This is a genomic window from Psychrobacter immobilis, from assembly GCF_904846235.1.
GTDB lineage: Bacteria > Pseudomonadota > Gammaproteobacteria > Pseudomonadales > Moraxellaceae > Psychrobacter > Psychrobacter immobilis_C.
Genome location: NZ_CAJGZN010000016.1, coordinates 57,276 through 76,123, shown reverse-complemented (window position 1 = coordinate 76,123; position 18,848 = coordinate 57,276). Strand labels below are relative to the sequence as shown.

Below are 18,848 nucleotides of genomic sequence, written 5' to 3'. Positions count from 1 at the left end.
ATTTAAACCCTATTGAAAAAAAATGGGCACAGGCTAAGTTTCTACGACAAGGGTGGATGGAGAATAATTTACCTAAGCTGTTTCATGATATGGGTTGTACCAATTTTATTCTGGATTGACTATAGTAGTAAAAACGATAAGCTAATACTTCCGGTTAAATATTCGACGCCCACACTTATGCAGGCGATGACAGCTATGTGACGCATTAATTGAGTATAAGTGTAGTATGTCATGGCCTTCCGAAATTTTGATAAAGGTGTTAGTAATTTAAGTCGTAGGGTACGCCTTTCGCACCAACGCATAAATAGGAAACAATATATTGAAAAACACTTATCTATGAAAATGATTCAACGTTCAGCTATTTATTGAATAATACTTTTAATTCCTAAATCAAATTTTTAAATGGTGCGCTGGGCGCACCCTACCGCTAACACTCAGCCCTCAACCAACGCCAAAAACTCTTCCTCAGCCACTACCTTTACGCCTAACTTCTCCGCTTTCGCCATCTTCGAGCCTGCTTTTTCCCCTGCTAACAATGCCGTAGTCTTAGCTGAGATACTGCCTGAGACTTTTGCCCCGAGCGCTTGTAGTTTGGCTTTAGCCTCATCACGCGCCATGCTATCGAGCGCACCTGTGATGACCCACGTTTGCCCATCGAGTGGTAGCCCTTCTGAGGCGACCTGCTCGACCTTATCCCAATAGACGCCAGCTTCACGTAGTGCAGTAATGACTTCGATATTATGCGGCGCACGGAAGAACTTATAGGTCAGCTCGGCGGTGATTTCTCCAACATCTGGGGTTTTTATCAAAGTCTCAATACTGGCTGCCATCAGACTATCTAAATCACCAAATTGCTGGGCAAAGTTCTGCGCCGTACCTTCACCGACACCGCGTATACCGAGTGCATAGATAAAGCGAGCCAATGTCGTATGCTTGCTGGCTTCGATAGCGTTAATGATATTTTGTACCGATTTTTCACCCAGTTTTTCAAAGGTGACCATCTCATCTGCATGATTGTGCAACTGATAGATATCAGCGACGGTTTTGACCAGACCATGCTCAAAGAAGCTAATCAGCCAACTTGCGCCAAGCCCATCAATATCCATCGCACGACGTGAGACAAAGTGAATAAGCGCTTCTTGCTGCTGCGCTGGGCAAAACAGTCCGCCCGTACAGCGTGCCAATGCTTCGTCTTCTGGCAAGACGACAGGAGAGTCACAGACAGGACAAGTCGAAGGTAGCGTGACCGGCTCGCTATCGGCTGGGCGCTGATCGTGCCAGACACGAGTGACTTTTGGGATGACATCACCTGCACGGTGAACGCTGACCGTGTCGCCTGCGCGCACATCTAAACGCTGAATTTCGCCAAAGTTGTGCAAAGTGACATTACTGACAGTGACGCCGCCGACTTTGACAGGCTCAAGCTTACCAACTGGTGTGATTTGACCCGTACGGCCGACTTGCCATTCGATATCGTTGAGACGCGTCATCACCGTTTCGGCAGGGAATTTATAGGCAGTCGCCCAGCGCGGCTCGCGAGATAAAAACCCAAGCTGCTGCTGTAACGCAAGGCTGTTTACCTTAATCACCATGCCATCGATTTCAAATGGCAGATCGCTACGCCCTTCTATCACTGACTCATAATAGGTCTGCGCGGCGCGTGGATTTGCCACCACTTCTACGGCGCTGACCGTAAATCCAAGCTCGGTAAGCCATGCCAACGCCCCTGACTGAGTGTCGATAGTATCTGGCAGTCCTTGATTGACCGAATATCCATAGAAAGCTAATGGACGACTTGCTGCTATCGCTGGATCTAGTTGACGTAAGCTACCAGCAGCAGCATTGCGCGGATTGGCAAAGGTTTTGCCTTCGTTTTCTTCTGCCAGTCGATTGAGACGCTCAAAGCCTGCCTTTGGCATCAATACTTCACCGCGCACTTCTAACAGTTCAATATCAGCAGCATCAGATATCCATAGTGGCAGGTTACGGATGGTTTTAGCATTCTGGGTAATATCTTCACCCGTCTGCCCATCACCTCGCGTAACCGCTTGGACAAATTTTCCGTGCTCATATTTCAGTGAGACAGCCAGTCCGTCGAGCTTTAGTTCCATCTCATATTCAGGGTTTTGCTGTGAGTCACTTAGGCGATCATTGACACGGCGCATAAAATCGCGCAAATCATCATATTCAAAGACATTGCCCAGCGACAGCATCGGAATGTCATGAGTGACTTGGGTAAAGGCAGATAGCGGCATATCGCCGACTTGATTGATTGGACTGTCTGGCTGCACCAAATCTGGATATTCTTCTTCAGCCTCAAGCAACGAGCGACGCAATTGGTCATACTCGCTGTCTTCTAATATCGGATTATCGAGCACGTAATAGGCATAGTTATGCGTCTTAATCGCTTCAATAAGCGCACGCATTTTTGAGATAATCTCTACACTATTATTGGTACTACTGTCGGTCGAACTAGGTACATTAGATTTGGCAGGTGCTTGGTTTTCTACTTGAGCAGATAGGTTTTTAGAATTATTTGGTGAGGTAGAGTCAGTCATAGTCGGCGTCTTTTTTGCAATTCAAGATGTCGATATGATAACAAGTTTGTAGGAAGCTCGGTATAGTCAATCCTATATAAATCAAATACTATGTCAGGCTTGCTCAGTCTACTATGATTAGCATTTTACAGAAACTATAGCCCAATAAAAAAGGCAAATAACGTTAATCGCTATTTGCCCTTTTTATGCTGCTATTAATCAGCTTTTAGCCTTTAAACTGCTAACCCTCATAATCACGAACTTGGTTACGCAGCTGCTGCTTGTATTCAGGCGTGATTGGTTCGTTCTCTTCATCAAGCATAATGGCGTCAAGATCGCTTGCCATCATATAAGCAATGCTCATCATACTATCAAAGCTGCGTACGGCTTGTGGATGAGGCAGTGACAAGAATACGACGACACCGTTATAGGTGTTAGTCGCGACACTATGCGGATCAAACGGCGCGATACCGCTATCAGTGATGCCCATCATGCTAAACCACAACATACCCGTGCCGTCTTTTTGCTCGTAGCGATGGAACATATTCATCGCGCCATAGCGTAGACCGTATTTATCAATCAACGCTAACAAGTCACGACCACGGATAATCGCCGCTGGACGGTCACGATATTGGTGCGGCAAGATAGTGATATTGATATTGTCTTTGGCATTAATCAAAGGACCATTTTGCGCATCATCACCTGACTCTGATAGATGCTGATCCAGTATCGGGCTGTTGTCATCGAAGCTCGGCTCTTCTGCCGTATCGATGGTTGGCATCAGGCTATCAGTCGCTGACATTAGGCTAGAGAACGCATCAGGCTCTTGCTCGATATGCATCTGATCGGCGACTTCTACAAACTCAGCACTATCGGCACGGCGTTGCTCTTCTTGCCAGCGCGCGTAGTCGGCTTCATCGATGACGTCATGGTCGTCAGCTGCTACGTGGTCACGCTCAGCCGTTAGTTGGGCATCAACGTTGGTATGCGCTTGCGTCAATGGCTCTTCTTCAACGACGGCATCCAAATAGCTACGATCTGGACCGATGCTCGTCTCGCCTGCGACCGTATCTTCAAGGTCTGGCTGATCGACGATATTGCGCTCGTGACGCGGTATGATGGGAATACCATTTTTATCATAATTGACCGCAGCAGCTTCGGTAGCACCGCGGCGCTTAAAGCTACGAATGACCATAAACAGCCCTGCGAGCACGATAAACGCGGCAATGGCAATCAATATAAACTGAATAACGGTCATGATAAATACATCCTAGTATATATAACAAAAGGGAATACACAAACGAGCATAAATGGCAATATTCTAGCATGGCTGACCTATATCGTCACCACATTGTGTACTTTATAACCAGCATGCTGGACTGAGGTCAAGCTTATTTGCATTTATGCCAATTGATTGATTATATTTGCATCGCGCTGATTCTCATAGCACTTTTAATGTCGACTATTTCACTCTTAGCTCTCTACGTAACGCGCAGCTTCATCAAGCGACACACTGACTAGTGTAGAAATGCCTGCACTTGGCATGGTAATACCTTTTAGCTCATCAGCAATTTGCATCGTCAATTTATTATGGCTGATAAAAATAAATTGCAAATCATCTGCTAACTCATGAATGAGACTGGTAAAGCGCGCGACGTTGGCATCATCAAGCGGTGCATCGACCTCATCAAGCACACAGAACGGTGCGGGATGCTGCTTAAATATCGCAAAAATCAAACTCAGCGCGGTAAGGGTTTTTTCACCGCCCGATAGTACCGCCAAGCGACTGTTGCGTTTTCCCTTTGGCTGCGCCATTAAGGTAAGCCCTGCCCGCCATTGTTCGGACTTTGGCGTATTGGCTGGCATCTCGTCAGTGTTCAACGTCAGGCTAGCTTGTCCACCGCCAAAGACTTTGGCAAATAAATTGGCCAACTCATTATTGACCGCATCAAGCGTCTGCATAAACAGTGTCTTGGTCGTCTCATCAATAGAGGCAATCGCTTCGGTCAATGTCTGCATACTGGCCGCGATATCTGCCGTCTGCTGTGCGAGTGGTTCTAGGCGCTCGTTTACCTCGGCCAACTCTGCGACCGCTGCTAGATTCACTGGCCCAATCTTGCTCAACTGCTGGGTCAACTTGGCGCGCTCGGACTCTAGCTCAGCGATTTTGTCTGGACGGACGCGGCGATCATGAGCGATGAAATCTGCTAGCAAGTTTGAGACGCTCATGCTTTGTTGAGGTTGCTCAGCTTGCGCTTTATATTTATGACTCACACGATAGTAGGCATCTAAAGCGCTTTGCGTATGTGCGCTAGCATCCTCTAACCGCGCTGCACTTAGTGCCAATTCAGTAGCATGACGGGCAAACTCGCTTTGCTGCGTTTGCAAGGTATTTTGCAGTGTATCAAATGCCGTCTGCTGCTCAGCGTACGTTTGTTTTAATGCCATTAGCGCAGTATCGCGCTCGTTCAATAGCACTTGCTGCTCATCGCGCGTTACCTGTGCAGACTGTAGTGCGGCTTGTAGATCTGGCAACTTGGCCTGCTGCTGATCGTGACGCGTCTGTAGACTTTGCTCATTCTCTAACGATTTATCATGTTGCTCAGTCGCACGAGCCAGACTACTAACACTATGCTCCAAGCGCATCTCATACTGCTGAATGCGCAGCTGTAATGCTTGCCACGCGTCATCATCAGCTTGACGCGCACGGTTTAGCTCGCTGCGCTCAGCTTGCAGTTGCTGAGTTGTCGCCCGTGCCTCTGCTATTTGCGGCGTTAGCGTAGCGATCTCGCTTTCAATATGCTGTTGTTCTTGTTCAAGCGTTTGTTGCTCTTGCGCCAGTTCTTGCTTTTCTTGCTCAAGCGTTGCTTTATCAGCGTTCAGACGCTGGCTATCCGCTTGCAAGCGCTCAGCGTTGGCTCGCTCGGTCGTCAGCTGCTGCTGGTATTGATGCTTATCACGGGTTAACCGCTCAGCTTGCGCGCGCGTTTCTTCCAAGCTAACTAACAATGCATCATAATCGCGCTGGTCTTTTGCAATAGATTTTTGCTGATCTTGAATTTTGGTTTCAAACTTATCAAGCAAGTCTTCTAATGCTTGCAAACGCGTACGCTGTTGCAGGCGCTGCGTGAGAAATTGGCTATTGCTATCGTTTTGCTCATCCTGTGCACCAGCGAATTTGCTTAAGTTAATCGTCCCATGACGACTGATCAGCCAACCATCTGCGGTAAGTAGGATAGCGGATAGTGGTAATAACTTCAGTACATCAGCAAGAGTATCAATCTCGTGCTGCTGACTGGTCTCAAACTGCGCCGTATATATATAGCACTGCTGCCAAAGCGCGAGTAGCGGCTGAGTAACCAACTGCGATAATGGCAACACTTTATCAATCAAATTATCTGGCAATTCGCTGACAAACTTATGGTCACTAATATTACTTTGCGCCGCGGGCAACCATAAGCTATGACCCGTCTCTATTAGAGTTTTATCTTTTGCACTGGCAGGCGTATTTTGTGCCGTTTGATAAGTCAGTAAATCTGCAACGTCATGCTCAAGCGCTTGCCATAAGCTATTCGCTTGTTGAGAAATCCCATTAGCATTATTAACGTCTGATTGCTTGGTTTGGTTAGTTTGTTGATTCGCTTGTTGGTTAGCAACCAGCACATGGCTGTCTAGCCACAACGCCAAGATATTATCGAGTAGCGTTGCATGCTCCTGCCCCTTGGCACTTAGCTCAATCTGCTCACGTAGCGTTGCAATGGCTAACGGCTGATGATGTATGCCATTGTTATCCGTCTTATCTTTCGCAGTAACTTTCGACTTTACTGATTGCTGTTGTGTAGGTTTTGGATGCAATATCTGATGCAGAGTATCGTATTCGCCTGCCAGTAGCGCATGACGCTTTTCATCATCGCTCAGATCGTTCTGTTGTGCGTTTAGTCTCTGCTGCAAACTATGCGCTTGCGGTTGTATCTCGGACAAGCGTTCATCGACGGCTTCGCATTGACGCTCAACCTGCTGCAACTGTGTGTTTAGCTCAGTGACTTGCTGTTCTAGCGCATGACTGAGATCTTGCGCATTATTCGTTTTACTCACATCAGTACTGTCAGATGCAGATGGCGTTATAGACTGCTGTAATTGCAGCCATAGGTTTTGCCAGTTTTGCTCGCGGCGCTGCCATTTATCATGACTTTGCTGATGGCGTTTCTGTGCTTGAGCGTTAATAGCTTGCTGCTGCTCAAGCGAACGGGCTTTATCTTGCAAGCGTGACAGATTGTTTTGCGCTTCATGCCACGCGCGCTGTAATGGTTGCTCATTGCGCTTATAGTTATCACGTTTGTCTGTTAGCTCAGTCAGCTGTGGGCGTAACGTTTCTAACGCTTGACTCTGCTCAGCTTGCTCAGCGTTAAGCCGTTCGATATCAGCGAGTGATTGTGCACGTTGCTGAGCCAAGCCAGACAGTTGCTGCTCAATAGTAGCCAGCTGTGATTTAGCATCACTTAGCTTATGTTCCGCTTGTTGATAGCCGAGCTGCTGCTGATAGTGAGCGCTTTGGGCATCGTCTTTGAGCCATTGCTCTTGATTGATACGCGCAGTGAGCTTGTCTTGCTGAGCTTTGAGCGTGTCGTAATCAGCTTGTAGTGTCGACACCTCAGTAGCACTACGTTCATGCGCTACTTTCTGCTGTTGATGCGTTTGCTTGGCTTGATACAGCTGCTGGATAGCGAGCTGCTGCTCGATATCAGCTAGTGTTAATGCCAACTCTTCGTAACGCTGCGCGCTCGCTGCCTGTTTAGACAGTGTTTTCTGTTGGCGTAGTAATTCGCTTTGCATATCGTGTAGGCGCGCTAAATTGTCTTTTGTTTTCTCTAACTTCTTTTGCGTTTCTTCACGGCGAGCCTGATAGCGCGAGACACCTGCCGCCTCTTCGATAAACTCACGCAGCTGCACGGGGCTAGACTCAACGATGCGCCCAATCATGCCTTGCTCAATCACCGCATAGCTACGTGCACCCAGCCCTGTACCTAAAAACACATCGACCACATCACGGCGACGGCAACGCGTACCATTGATAAAATAATCTGAGCGGCCATCTTTATTTACCTGACGGCGAACCGATAGCTCTTGGTACAAGTTAAACTCGTGGCGAATGCCAGTCTGCTCATCTTGGGTATGCTCAAAAGTCAGCTCAACACTGGCGACACTTTTTGCTGTCTTATCCTGCGTACCAGCAAAGATAACATCACTCATCGCCCCGCCGCGTAACTGCTTGGCTGAGGTTTCGCCCAGCACCCAGCGGATAGCATCAATCACATTGGATTTGCCACAGCCGTTCGGCCCGACGATGGCGGTGATACCATGACTAAAAGTAAAAGTGGTTGGATTGGCAAAGGATTTGAAGCCTGCCAGCTTTAGAGATTTTAAACGCATGAAGAGTCAATAAACTTAGCAAAAACAGGCGGCTATTCTACCTGAAATTGTAGTGGTTTTTTAGGGTTAAACTGCTAAGTGCATAAACGATTTTGATTCAAGGCTTTGATGGAATCCTCGTAGCAGTTTTTGCTCCACTTGGCAGACGCTATTTTCTGCTAAGTAGCGATTATTAAACTCGATAAAGGCTGCCCAAGAGATACTTGCCACTTCTAAATGATCAACTATTTCTAACAGCTCTGGTCTTAGCAAATGCTGATACTTCCTTGGCCGTTTATGACACAGAGCCAGCTCCCTATTTACGAGCGTTTGCTTGTTTTGCTTTAGCGCATCACCACCGATAAATAACAGCAAAAATTTTGCCCCTTTATCGATAAAGCCTTTTTCTAATAAATGCTCGTACATCAAGCAGTATTTTAGGATTGGGTCTGGGTTTTTCCGACCAGCGAGTTTTAACTCATTCGCTATCAATACATTCGCCTGATGGTTGTAGGCTAGGTTGTCCATATACATTGCTTTTAGCTCTGTACTGTTTTCAAACATGTCGCTATTACCATGTATCGACCATGATTCACTCGGCTCAAAGCTAATAAATTGCTGATAAAATAAATCTAGATAAACATCACTACATAAACTCAAAAAGATATCGAATTCTTTATTCAGATAATCTTCAGAAAAGAACGTTACGCGGCGAACGGCTTCTCTCGCATTACAAATACCCATCGTTTGCATTGAATAGGTCTCTAGCTGCTCAGATTCATTCATTTTTGTATTGAGCTTTTTGATGACTGATTGCTCAATCTCCTCTATATTTTTATCCTTTAACTCTGGGTGGGCCGCCCATTCAATGATTTGGCGTACATATTGCTTTTTAGTGATGCCTAAAATACGCTGCGGCTCCCATGCCAAAAACTCTACCATATTAGAGAGACCCGTCGTCCACGATAACTGGTCTTTTAGATGATTCATTGAGCCGAAAACACGGCGGTATTTTTCTGCAGCTTTCATACTAATAATGTCTCACGGTTTGCTTACTAATTTTGTAAAAACTCATTATTGCTATAAAACACCCAACCCACTTAATAACAACTGCCCTCCAGCAAATATTAATAATATGCCAAATGCGCGCTTAAGCATCAGCGCAGGTAAGATATGGGCGAGCTTGGCACCGACTTTTGCCATGGCAAAGCTAGCGACTGAAATAAACAAGAATCCTGTGACATGGACAAATCCTATTGTGCCCTCGGGCAGATTGACCACGTCTTGACCGAACCAAGCAAAGCCTGCTGCTCCAGCCAGTGCAATTGGTAAACCGCATGCCGCTGACGTGCCGACCGATTGTTTCATCGGCAGCCCTGCCCAGTTCAAGAACGGCACGGTCAAGCTGCCGCCGCCAATGCCAAAAATAGAGGACGCCATACCAATGCCAGTACCGGCACCAAACTGTACACCAGCCGATGGTAACGGTTTACCCACTTGTTCTTTATTCGAAAAAAACAGCATTTTTAGAGCGACCAATAGCGCACCGAAACCAATGATAGCCTGTAGAGCTTGCCCATCAATCATATCCGCGATACCAGCGCCGACCAAACTACCGATGACCAATCCAAGCGCCATCTTGCGCCATACTTCCCAGCGTACACCGCCGCGCTTGTTATGGGCAGTCAGGGAGCTAATCGAGGTCACAACGATGGTCGCCAGTGACGTCCCAATGGCCAGATGGGTGATTACTTCTGGCGAAAAGTCATAAGCGGTAAAAATCCAGACCAATGCGGGCACGATAATCATGCCACCGCCGACGCCAAACAAGCCTGCGCTGACACCTGCAAACGCGCCTGCAATCACAAACCACACATATAACATCATAGAACGAACCTTTTATAATACTGACTGGCGCTATAGTACTCACTAGCGCTTAGGCGTGCTTAATTGTATTTGCCAAATCTCAGCGTGACCTTTATGCTGTTTACTCGTTACTGTCTGACCGCAACAATCGCTCAGTATATCAAAGTTTCCTTTAACCACATCGACTAAACTTATGCCGCCACTCACTAGTTTTTCTACCTATTTATCCGAGCTCAATCACCGTCATGTGACTAGTAGCGCCTCGACCAATAGCGAGCTGATAGAAGCCTTGCAAAACGGGGCGTTAGATGTCGCCACCGTACACGTTTTGACCGCGGAAACCCAAAGCGCAGGTCGTGGTCAGCACGGGCGCTCGTGGCAATCACCGCGCGGCAATGTCTATCTATCGTTATATCATCCCGTGCATATGCCAATCAGTGGCTTACTATCGCTCATCATTGGTCTTGAACTAGCTAAGATGCCTGTCATTCAAACTTTGAACGAGCAACTACAAGCGCAAAAGATGACGCCAATTGGGGTGAAATGGGCAAACGACTTGGGGTTTTATCCCACTCAAGAGGCTCATCTTGTACCATCGGATAACACCGTCGCGAATCAGCGTACGCTACCCTTTAATAAACTGGCTGGGATTTTGATAGAGCCAGTGACGAAAGCTGGCAGGTTGGTCGGTGTGGTGTTAGGCATTGGCCTAAACGTACAGGCAGCACCTAAGCTCACCACACAAACGTCTGAGGGTATGAGCTACCAAGCGATTAGCTTACAAGACATTAATGAGAGGCTACCTTTAGAGTCACGATCTGCGAGCCTACCAGACCTACCAATGCTCTATCAGCAGATGTGCAAAGCATTGATAGCGGCGATGACACGCTTTGAGCATTTGGGCATAGAACAGCCAACGGGTCATACTTATTATTTGGATAGTTTTTTGGAGCAGTTTGCGACGATGGATGCGCTATCAGGTCTACATTTGCGCGTCACCCAAGACTATAATAACGAAGAAAAAGTCGTGACAGGAGTCGCTTGCGGTGTCGACACACATGGCTGTTTGCAATTGCGCCAAGATAGCGGTAAGATTTCTACGCTTTTTACTGGACGCATCGACGTTATTTATTAGGCTTAGACAACTATATTGATGAACCTCATCATTAACGAGCACTATATAAAGGGACTTTTATGCTCTGGCTTGATCTTGGAAATACCCGCCTAAAATACTGGCTAACCGATGATATCGGACAAATAGTCGCACATGATGCCAAGCAGCATTTGCAAGCGCCTGCCGAACTACTTATGGGTCTGACCGATCGTTTTGAGCGTTATGCGCCTGACTTTATTGGTATCTCATCGGTATTGGGTGACAATCTCAATGCCAAAGTATCAGAGACACTCAGTCGTTTGAATATTCCGTTTGAGTTTGTCCATGTCGATGCCGCACACGCGCTGATGAAAAGTGCTTACAATGATCAGCAGCTCGGCTGTGATCGCTGGCTACAGATGCTCGGTGCGGTCGATAAGAAAAAACGCCAGTGTGTGATTGGTTGCGGTACAGCGGTGACCATTGATTTGATTGATCATGCTGAGCATTTGGGCGGTTATATTTTCCCTAGCATCTACCTGCAACGTGAATCACTGTTCTCTGGTACTAAGCAAATCACTATCTCGAACGGTACTTTTGATAGCGTCAACCAAGGCTTAACCACTCAAGACGCGGTACATCGCGGTATCTTGCTCTCTATCGTCGGCGCGATCAATGAGATTAGCCATCGTCACCCTAATTTTGAATTGATTATGACAGGCGGTGATGCAGCCATTATATCCCAGCATGTTAATCGTCCAGTGCGCTTACGTGATGATTTATTACTAAATGGTTTGGCAAGATACTTTGATTATCGCAATAAGTCTTAACCGCTTATAGATAATTCGGTTTAACGTTGACACAAAAAAAGCAGCACGTTTTGAACGTGCTGCTTTTTTATTTTACTATTAGAAAATAGCTAACGTGTTTCTAGTTATTGCCACAATACTTTCTTATTTGGTCTCGTTAAACAGCTCACGACCGACTAGCATACGGCGAATTTCACTGGTACCTGCGCCAATCTCATACAGCTTGGCATCGCGCCAGTAGCGACCGAGTGGATACTCATTGGTATAGCCATTACCGCCAAATATTTGAATACCTTCACCTGCCATCCATGTGGCTTTTTCGGCACACCATAGAATCACACTGGCGCAATCTTTACGCACTTCTCGACTATGACCCGCACCGCGCGCGTCCAACATGTCCAAATTCTTGCCAACAGTATATAAGAAGCTACGACCGGCTTGCAGTATGGTATACATGTCCGCAACTTTACCTTGGATAAGCTGGAACTCACCGATCGCTTGACCAAACTGTTTACGGTCGTGGATATAGGGCACCACATTGTCCATTACTGCTTGCATGATACCGATAGGACCTGCAGCCAACACGGCGCGCTCGTAATCTAGGCCGCTCATCAGTACCTTAACGCCCTCATTGAGACCGCCTAAAATATTTTCGCTTGGTACTTTTACATTATTAAAAGTCATCTCGCCAGTATGGCTACCACGCATGCCGAGCTTATCTAGCTTTTGTGCGGTACCAAAACCTTCCATACCTTTTTCAACGATAAAGGCCGTCATGCCTTTTGCACCTAATTCAGGATTGGTCTTGGCATAGACCACCATCACGTCCGCATCAGGACCATTGGTGATCCACATTTTGCTACCGTTCAAAATATAGCTACCGTCTTTTTCTTCGGCTTTTAGCTTCATACTGACGACATCTGAGCCAGCGCCTGTCTCACTCATTGCCAAAGCACCGATGAATTCACCGCTGATTAGCTTTGGCAGATATTTCTGCTTTTGTTCTTCAGAGCCGTTACGTTTGATTTGGTTAATACATAGATTAGAGTGTGCGCCATAGCTCAGTGCTACCGATGCCGAAGCACGGCTAATCTCTTCCATCGCGACCATATGGGCAACATAGCCCATGTTGGAGCCGCCGTACTCTTCAGGAACGGTAATACCATGTAGACCGAGGTCGCCCATTTTTTGCCACAAATCCATTGGGAATTCATCGCTGCTATCAATCTCAGCAGCACGTGGAGCGATCTCATTTGCCGCAAACTGCTGTACGACATCACGTAGCGCGTCAATATCTTCGCCAAGTTGAAAATTTAATCCAGGTAAACTCATAACCATTCCTTGTATTTTAATATTTAATTTTTACAGTAATTATTTAAGACTGACGTTTATTGATTAGAGCACGTGCTACGTTTGAGCCGTTAGGACGCTTTAAAAATTCACTGATACGTTCACCTGCTACAACCAACTTATCCAAATCGATACCAGTGCTGATACCCATACCATGCAGCATATATACTACATCTTCGGTGGCGACATTGCCCGTTGCGCCTTTAGCATAAGGACAACCACCTAGGCCAGCGACGGAGGTATCAAACTCACTAACACCCATTTGTAATGCAGCCAGAGTATTGCTCAGTGCTTGACCATAAGTATCATGAAAATGACCCGATAGCATAGAGATATCAGCATACTCGAGTGCAGCTTGCAACGCTCGCTGTACTTTGAGCGGTGTACCCACACCGATCGTATCGGCAATACCAATCTGCTCTGCACCGATCTCAATTAATCGCTTGGTGACATAAGCTACTTGGCTAGGGTCAATCTCGCCTTCATAGGGACAACCAACCGTACAAGAGATCACGCCGCGTACTTTGATGCCTTGCGCTTTTGCTGCCGCAGCCACTGGTGCAAAACGCTCAATACTCTCATCGATACTACAGTTGATGTTTTTTTGGCTAAAGGTTTCGCTGGCTGAGCCAAAGATAACGATTTCATCGGGACGATGCAAGATAGCATTTTCAAAGCCACGCATATTGGGTACGAGTACCGAGTAACAGACGTCCGTCTGCCGCGTCGGTGCTAGTGCGTCGAGCAACGCGCTGTTATCACCCATTTGTGGTACCCACTTTGGCGAAACAAAACTGGTCGCTTCTAGTTTTTTGATACCCGCCGCAATCAAGTCATTGATAAGCGTTTGCTTAACCTCAGTCGGTACCGTCATGGATTCGTTTTGTAGTCCATCACGCGGACTGACATCAACGATGGTGACATGGCTTGGATACGAATGGCTCATACTTGTCGTCCTTTTTGTTATTTGCGCTTTGATGAGGCTTTTTTATTAGGCTTCGTCAGCTATGCGCTCTCACTATCGATGCGCAGTAGCTCATCACCATCAGCGACCAAATCACCTGCTGCAAATAATAGCTCTGCTACTACCCCATCTGTCGGTGCAGTAATGGTATGTTCGATTTTCATGGCTTCGATGACGGCAAGTGGCTCGCCTTTTTTCACAGTATCACCAACAGCTACCTTGAATGCAACCACTTGACCTGGCATCGGTGACTTTAAACTACCGACCGCTGCGGACTCTTCACCCACATGTGCCATAATATCAACAAGCGTAATCTCGTCACGGCCACTGTCTGTGAATATGTAGACTGTCTCGTTATTCACCCAGCTTTGGGCACTGATACGTGCACCCTCTAACCATAAAGTATGATTGTGCGCGTCACTGCTATCATAGCTGATTTGACCTTCGTAAACCGTTTCGGTCTGAGCAGCTACATTGATATTGCTATCATCCTGCGTATTCGCGATTTCTTTACCAATGATGAGCGTAAAACTACTGAGATTATCGCCGCCTTTTTTGCTATCAACACCACTCACATTATGCCAATTACTGATGCGAGCATTGTAGGCCTGCTCATCATAAACCAAGCTAAATGAACGAGTATAATCGCTATACGCACGGAAACCCGTTGGCTTGCTAAATGGATCTAAACCTTGCGTGGTCGCTTCACTCGCAAGCTGCTGAGCAATAGCAGTCACCACAAGCGTCGATAATTCAAGAGGGTGCTGATCAAAAAGCTTGTCCTGCTCACGCTCTATCAAGGCTGTATCAAGATTGGCTTTGCTAAATGAATCGGTATTTAGAATATAACGCAAAAATGCCACGTTGTTTGGCAGACCAACGATACGCGTCTGTGCCAATGCACGATCTAGTCTCGCCAACGCTTGCTCGCGCGTAGGAGCATGGACGATAAGCTTGGCAATCATAGAATCGTAAAAAGGACTGATCACATCACCCTCACGTACGCCATCGTCGATACGCACATCGGTAATATTGAAGGTACTATGCTCAGGCTTTTGATAAGTGAATAAAGTCCCTGTCGCTGGCAAGAAATTGTTGTCAGGGTTTTCAGCACAGATACGCGCTTCAATTGCATGACCATTGATAGCCAGATCATCTTGTGTTTTTGGCAATGGCTGACCCGCAGCAACCAACAGCTGCCACTCGACCAAATCGACACCCGTAATGGCTTCACTGACTGGATGCTCAACCTGCAAGCGCGTGTTCATTTCCATGAAATAAAAATTCATAGAGTCTTCACGCTGCTCAACGATAAACTCGACCGTACCTGCACCCACGTAATCAACTGCACGTGCAGCTTCGATTGCCGCTGTGCCCATTGCTTCACGCATGGCAGTATCAACACCGGGCGCTGGCGCTTCTTCTAGTACTTTTTGATGGCGACGCTGTACTGAGCAATCACGCTCAAACAGGTGCACATAATTACCATGCGTGTCACCGAATACTTGGATCTCGATATGACGTGGTTTTAGCGCGTATTTTTCGACCAATACTTGATCATTGCCAAAACTGGTAATCGCTTCACGGCGGCATGAATCTAACAAATCAATAAAATCGCTACTTTTTTCAACGATACGCATACCTTTACCGCCACCACCTGCACTTGCTTTAATCAAGACAGGATAGCCAATACTATCGGCCTGCTGCTGCAAAAACTGTGCATCTTGGTTATCACCATGATAGCCCGGTATCAACGGCACGCCAGCCGACTCCATCAAGCGCTTAGACTCAGACTTGCCGCCCATGGCGCGGATAGCATCCGCCGATGGACCGATAAACACTAGACCAGCATCTTGGCAGGCTTGCGCAAAGTCTGCATTTTCACTCAAAAATCCATATCCTGGATGGATTGCTTGGGCGCCAGTCTCAAGCGCTATCGCAATAATAGCATCGCCTTTGAGATAACTGTCTTTCGGTGCCGAACCACCCAAATAGATAGCCTCATCACAGACAGCCACATGTTTGGCCTCACGATCCGCATCGGAATAAACAGCAACGGTACTGACGCCAAGACGCTTAGCAGTCGCGGCCACTCGGCAAGCAATTTCACCACGGTTGGCGATTAGAATTTTAGAAAACATAACTATCCCTGTGTCTTGTCGTTATTATTTGACGTCTTGTCTATTTGCCCATTTGCCTATCATTGTTCTACTACTAGTTAGTCTGCCATTAGCCAATCAGGTTTACGCTTTTGCAAAAATGCTTGCACACCCTCGCGGCCTTGCTCTGATGAGCGAATATCAGCGATACCTTTGACCGTGTCAGCAATCAGCTCATCTGTAATAGGCGCACCAGCAACATCGTGTAATAGCTGTTTGCAGGTCTTGACTGCATCAGGGCTGTTTTTGACGACCTTGTTACAGAACGCAGCCACTTCATCGGCCAGCCCTTCTTCGCTAACACGCTCATGGATAAAACCAAGCTGACGCGCCTTTTTGGCATCAAACACTTCAGCACTTAAGAAATAACGCTGCGATGCTCTAGCACCTAGCGCTCGGATAACATAAGGACTGATAGTGGCAGGGGCCAAGCCCAAACGCACTTCACTGAGGCAGAAATTAGCAATCTTAACGGCGATAGCCACATCACAAACAGCAACTAAACCCATGCCACCTGCATAAACATCGCCTTGAATAGCCGCGACTGTTGGCTTAGGACATTCATAAATAGTCTTAAGCATTTGCGCCAATTTATCAGCATCCGCTAGATTCTCTTCATAGCTATAATCTGCCATGGCACGCATCCAATTCAAATCAGCGCCTGCACAAAATGCCTTGCCAGCAGCCGCTAGCACAATGACACGTACCTCATCATCAGCACCAAGCGTACTAAAAGCATCGGTTAGCTCAGCAATCATTTCATCGTTAAAAGCATTACGTATCTCGGGACGATTTAACGTCACTGTCGCCACGTGCTGCTCAACGTTAACCAATAGGCTTTTATAATTTTTATTACTGTCTTTTTGCATAACTTTCTCTATATTTTTTGTGTAAATACTCAAACAAGCTCTTGGTCAATCCATAATAATGTCAATACAAGAAAACCAAGTGCAAAGACTAAGCGTAGATGTACAAATCGTACTTCAAATGAGGTTGACGCAGTAGTCGCTTATTATGGGGAGACCTTAGAACGCTTACATTCTAAAGACCCCAAATGTCGTCTCTTCAATCGGTGCGTTATAAGCTGCGCTTAATCCTAATGCTAATACATTACGGGTATCAGCAGGATCAATTACGCCGTCATCCCACATACGTGCAGTGGCATAATACGGATGACCTTGCTCTTCATACATTTCACGAATCGGCGCTTTAAATGCCGCTTCGTCCTCATCACTCCACGCTTCACCTTTGCGATCAAAATTATCACGTTTGACCGTTGCCAGTACCGATGCAGCTTGCTCGCCGCCCATGACAGAGATACGCGCATTTGGCCACATCCATAAGAAACGCGGGCTGTAAGCGCGGCCACACATACCGTAATTACCAGCGCCGAACGAACCACCAACGATAACTGTGAACTTTGGCACTTTTGCATTGGCCACTGCCATTACCATCTTGGCGCCATGACGAGCGATACCTTCGTTTTCGTATTTGCGGCCAACCATGAAGCCAGTAATGTTCTGGAGGAATACTAATGGGATTTTTCGCTTACAGCACAGCTCAATGAAGTGCGTGCCTTTTTGCGCTGACTCACTGAATAAGATACCGTTATTGGCAATGATACCAACAGGCATCCCTTCGATATGAGCAAATCCACAAACCAACGTCGTACCAAAGCGTGCTTTAAACTCATCAAAGGCACTGTCATCAACGATACGCGCGATGATTTCTCTGATATCAAATGGCTTGCGCTTGTCCGTTGGAATGACACCATAGAGTTCTTTAGCGTCATAACGCGGCGGACGCGGTGTGACTTGATTAGGAATATTTTTTGCAGGGCGATTTAGATGGCTAACGATATTACGGGCAATCGATAACGCGTGCGTATCATTCTGCGCTAGATGATCAACCACGCCTGAAAGTCGGGTATGTACATCACCGCCACCCAAGTCTTCTGCCGTGACCTCTTCACCCGTTGCTGCTTTGACTAGTGGTGGACCACCCAAAAATATCGTACCTTGCTCTTTGACGATAATAGACTCGTCACTCATGGCAGGCACATACGCACCGCCAGCCGTACAGCTGCCCATAACCACGGCAATTTGCGGAATGCCTGCTGCACTCAGATTGGCTTGATTAAAAAAGATACGGCCGAAATGCTCTTTATCAGGAAACACATCATCTTGGTTCGGTAAGTTAGCCCCGCCTGAATCAACCAGATAAACACATGGCAGATGGTTTTCTTGCGCAATCTCTTGAGCTCGTAGGTGTTTTTTGACCGTCATTGGGTAGTACGTGCCGCCTTTTACCGTGGCATCATTACAGACAATCATACACTCAGTGCCGTTAATGCGGCCGATACCTGCAATCACGCCAGCCGCCGGAATCTCTTCGCCATACATATCATGTGCAGCCATCGGTGCCACTTCTAGGAACGGCGTGCCTACATCCAATAAACGCTCAACACGCTCACGTGGTAACAGCTTACCACGCGCTAGATGCTTGGCTCGTGCGCGCTCTGAGCCACCTTGGGCAACTTTACGCAAGTGTACATACAGGTCATCGACTATCTCTTGCATCGCGGCACTGTTTTGCTGAAAATCGCTTGAGTTTGGACTCAGTTTACTGGTTATGATAGCGCTCATGATATCCCTTTTTTTC

At 46.9% G+C, this 18,848-nt stretch carries 12 protein-coding genes; 2 read left to right on the top strand and 10 right to left on the bottom strand.

Features of this window, described 5'->3' with window-relative positions; genetic code table 11:
- Positions 1-434 precede the first annotated feature (434 nt).
- The 5 genes from ligA to JMX07_RS11095 all read right to left on the bottom strand — a co-directional run bounded on the left by ligA (position 435) and on the right by JMX07_RS11095 (position 9,830).
- The gene (ligA, locus tag JMX07_RS11115) at positions 435-2,558 is read right to left on the bottom strand and encodes an NAD-dependent DNA ligase LigA (protein ID WP_201607967.1); all 2,124 of its coding nucleotides are present in this window, start codon (positions 2,556-2,558) and stop codon (positions 435-437) included.
- A gap of 220 nt (positions 2,559-2,778) precedes the next feature.
- Positions 2,779-3,795, bottom strand: a complete 1,017-nt coding sequence (locus JMX07_RS11110) for a cell division protein ZipA C-terminal FtsZ-binding domain-containing protein (RefSeq protein WP_201607965.1) — start codon at positions 3,793-3,795, stop codon at positions 2,779-2,781.
- Positions 3,796-4,010: 215 nt separating this feature from the next.
- Positions 4,011-7,967 carry an AAA family ATPase gene (locus tag JMX07_RS11105; protein WP_201607963.1) on the bottom strand — a complete coding sequence of 1,319 codons (3,957 nt, stop codon included), beginning with the start codon at positions 7,965-7,967 and terminating at the stop codon, positions 4,011-4,013.
- 66 nt (positions 7,968-8,033) lie between these two features.
- Entirely contained in the window at positions 8,034-8,975 is a 942-nt protein-coding gene (locus JMX07_RS11100) for a hypothetical protein (RefSeq protein WP_201607962.1), read from the bottom strand.
- A 51-nt stretch (positions 8,976-9,026) separates the two neighbouring features.
- Positions 9,027-9,830: a sulfite exporter TauE/SafE family protein gene (locus tag JMX07_RS11095; protein ID WP_185156659.1), complete on the bottom strand. Its 804-nt coding sequence runs from the start codon at positions 9,828-9,830 to the stop codon at positions 9,027-9,029.
- Between the two features lie 175 nt (positions 9,831-10,005).
- Here JMX07_RS11095 and JMX07_RS11090 point away from each other — a divergent pair, with 175 nt between their 5' ends.
- Both JMX07_RS11090 and JMX07_RS11085 read left to right on the top strand, forming a co-directional pair.
- Positions 10,006-10,947: a biotin--[acetyl-CoA-carboxylase] ligase gene (locus tag JMX07_RS11090; RefSeq protein ID WP_201607961.1), complete on the top strand. Its 942-nt coding sequence runs from the start codon at positions 10,006-10,008 to the stop codon at positions 10,945-10,947.
- Positions 10,948-11,006: 59 nt separating this feature from the next.
- Positions 11,007-11,735, top strand: a complete 729-nt coding sequence (locus JMX07_RS11085) for a pantothenate kinase (RefSeq protein ID WP_165598299.1) — start codon at positions 11,007-11,009, stop codon at positions 11,733-11,735.
- Positions 11,736-11,858: 123 nt separating this feature from the next.
- Here JMX07_RS11085 and JMX07_RS11080 read toward each other — a convergent pair whose 3' ends face one another.
- The 5 genes from JMX07_RS11080 to JMX07_RS11060 all read right to left on the bottom strand — a co-directional run bounded on the left by JMX07_RS11080 (position 11,859) and on the right by JMX07_RS11060 (position 18,832).
- Positions 11,859-13,046 carry an isovaleryl-CoA dehydrogenase gene (locus JMX07_RS11080; protein ID WP_057758345.1) on the bottom strand — a complete coding sequence of 396 codons (1,188 nt, stop codon included), beginning with the start codon at positions 13,044-13,046 and terminating at the stop codon, positions 11,859-11,861.
- Positions 13,047-13,089: 43 nt separating this feature from the next.
- Positions 13,090-14,010: a hydroxymethylglutaryl-CoA lyase gene (locus JMX07_RS11075; protein ID WP_201607960.1), complete on the bottom strand. Its 921-nt coding sequence runs from the start codon at positions 14,008-14,010 to the stop codon at positions 13,090-13,092.
- 59 nt (positions 14,011-14,069) lie between these two features.
- The gene (locus tag JMX07_RS11070) at positions 14,070-16,169 is read right to left on the bottom strand and encodes an acetyl/propionyl/methylcrotonyl-CoA carboxylase subunit alpha (RefSeq protein WP_201607959.1); all 2,100 of its coding nucleotides are present in this window, start codon (positions 16,167-16,169) and stop codon (positions 14,070-14,072) included.
- Positions 16,170-16,246: 77 nt separating this feature from the next.
- Positions 16,247-17,056, bottom strand: a complete 810-nt coding sequence (locus JMX07_RS11065) for an enoyl-CoA hydratase/isomerase family protein (protein WP_201607958.1) — start codon at positions 17,054-17,056, stop codon at positions 16,247-16,249.
- 165 nt (positions 17,057-17,221) lie between these two features.
- Positions 17,222-18,832 carry a carboxyl transferase domain-containing protein gene (locus JMX07_RS11060; protein WP_201607957.1) on the bottom strand — a complete coding sequence of 537 codons (1,611 nt, stop codon included), beginning with the start codon at positions 18,830-18,832 and terminating at the stop codon, positions 17,222-17,224.
- Positions 18,833-18,848: the final 16 nt, after the last annotated feature.

Excerpts from the sequence above, each read along its gene's own strand:
- JMX07_RS11065 (WP_201607958.1), bottom strand. The coding sequence starts at position 17,056 with ATGCAAAAAGACAGTAATAAAAATTATAAAAGCCTATTGGTTAACGTT.
- JMX07_RS11060 (WP_201607957.1), bottom strand. The coding sequence starts at position 18,832 with ATGAGCGCTATCATAACCAGTAAACTGAGTCCAAACTCAAGCGATTTT.
- JMX07_RS11080 (WP_057758345.1), bottom strand. The coding sequence starts at position 13,046 with ATGAGTTTACCTGGATTAAATTTTCAACTTGGCGAAGATATTGACGCG.
- JMX07_RS11090 (WP_201607961.1), top strand. The coding sequence starts at position 10,006 with ATGCCGCCACTCACTAGTTTTTCTACCTATTTATCCGAGCTCAATCAC.
- JMX07_RS11105 (WP_201607963.1), bottom strand. The coding sequence starts at position 7,967 with ATGCGTTTAAAATCTCTAAAGCTGGCAGGCTTCAAATCCTTTGCCAAT.
- JMX07_RS11095 (WP_185156659.1), bottom strand. The coding sequence starts at position 9,830 with ATGTTATATGTGTGGTTTGTGATTGCAGGCGCGTTTGCAGGTGTCAGC.
- JMX07_RS11085 (WP_165598299.1), top strand. The coding sequence starts at position 11,007 with ATGCTCTGGCTTGATCTTGGAAATACCCGCCTAAAATACTGGCTAACC.
- JMX07_RS11100 (WP_201607962.1), bottom strand. The coding sequence starts at position 8,975 with ATGAAAGCTGCAGAAAAATACCGCCGTGTTTTCGGCTCAATGAATCAT.
- JMX07_RS11070 (WP_201607959.1), bottom strand. The coding sequence starts at position 16,169 with ATGTTTTCTAAAATTCTAATCGCCAACCGTGGTGAAATTGCTTGCCGA.
- JMX07_RS11110 (WP_201607965.1), bottom strand. The coding sequence starts at position 3,795 with ATGACCGTTATTCAGTTTATATTGATTGCCATTGCCGCGTTTATCGTG.
- ligA (WP_201607967.1), bottom strand. The coding sequence starts at position 2,558 with ATGACTGACTCTACCTCACCAAATAATTCTAAAAACCTATCTGCTCAA.
- JMX07_RS11075 (WP_201607960.1), bottom strand. The coding sequence starts at position 14,010 with ATGAGCCATTCGTATCCAAGCCATGTCACCATCGTTGATGTCAGTCCG.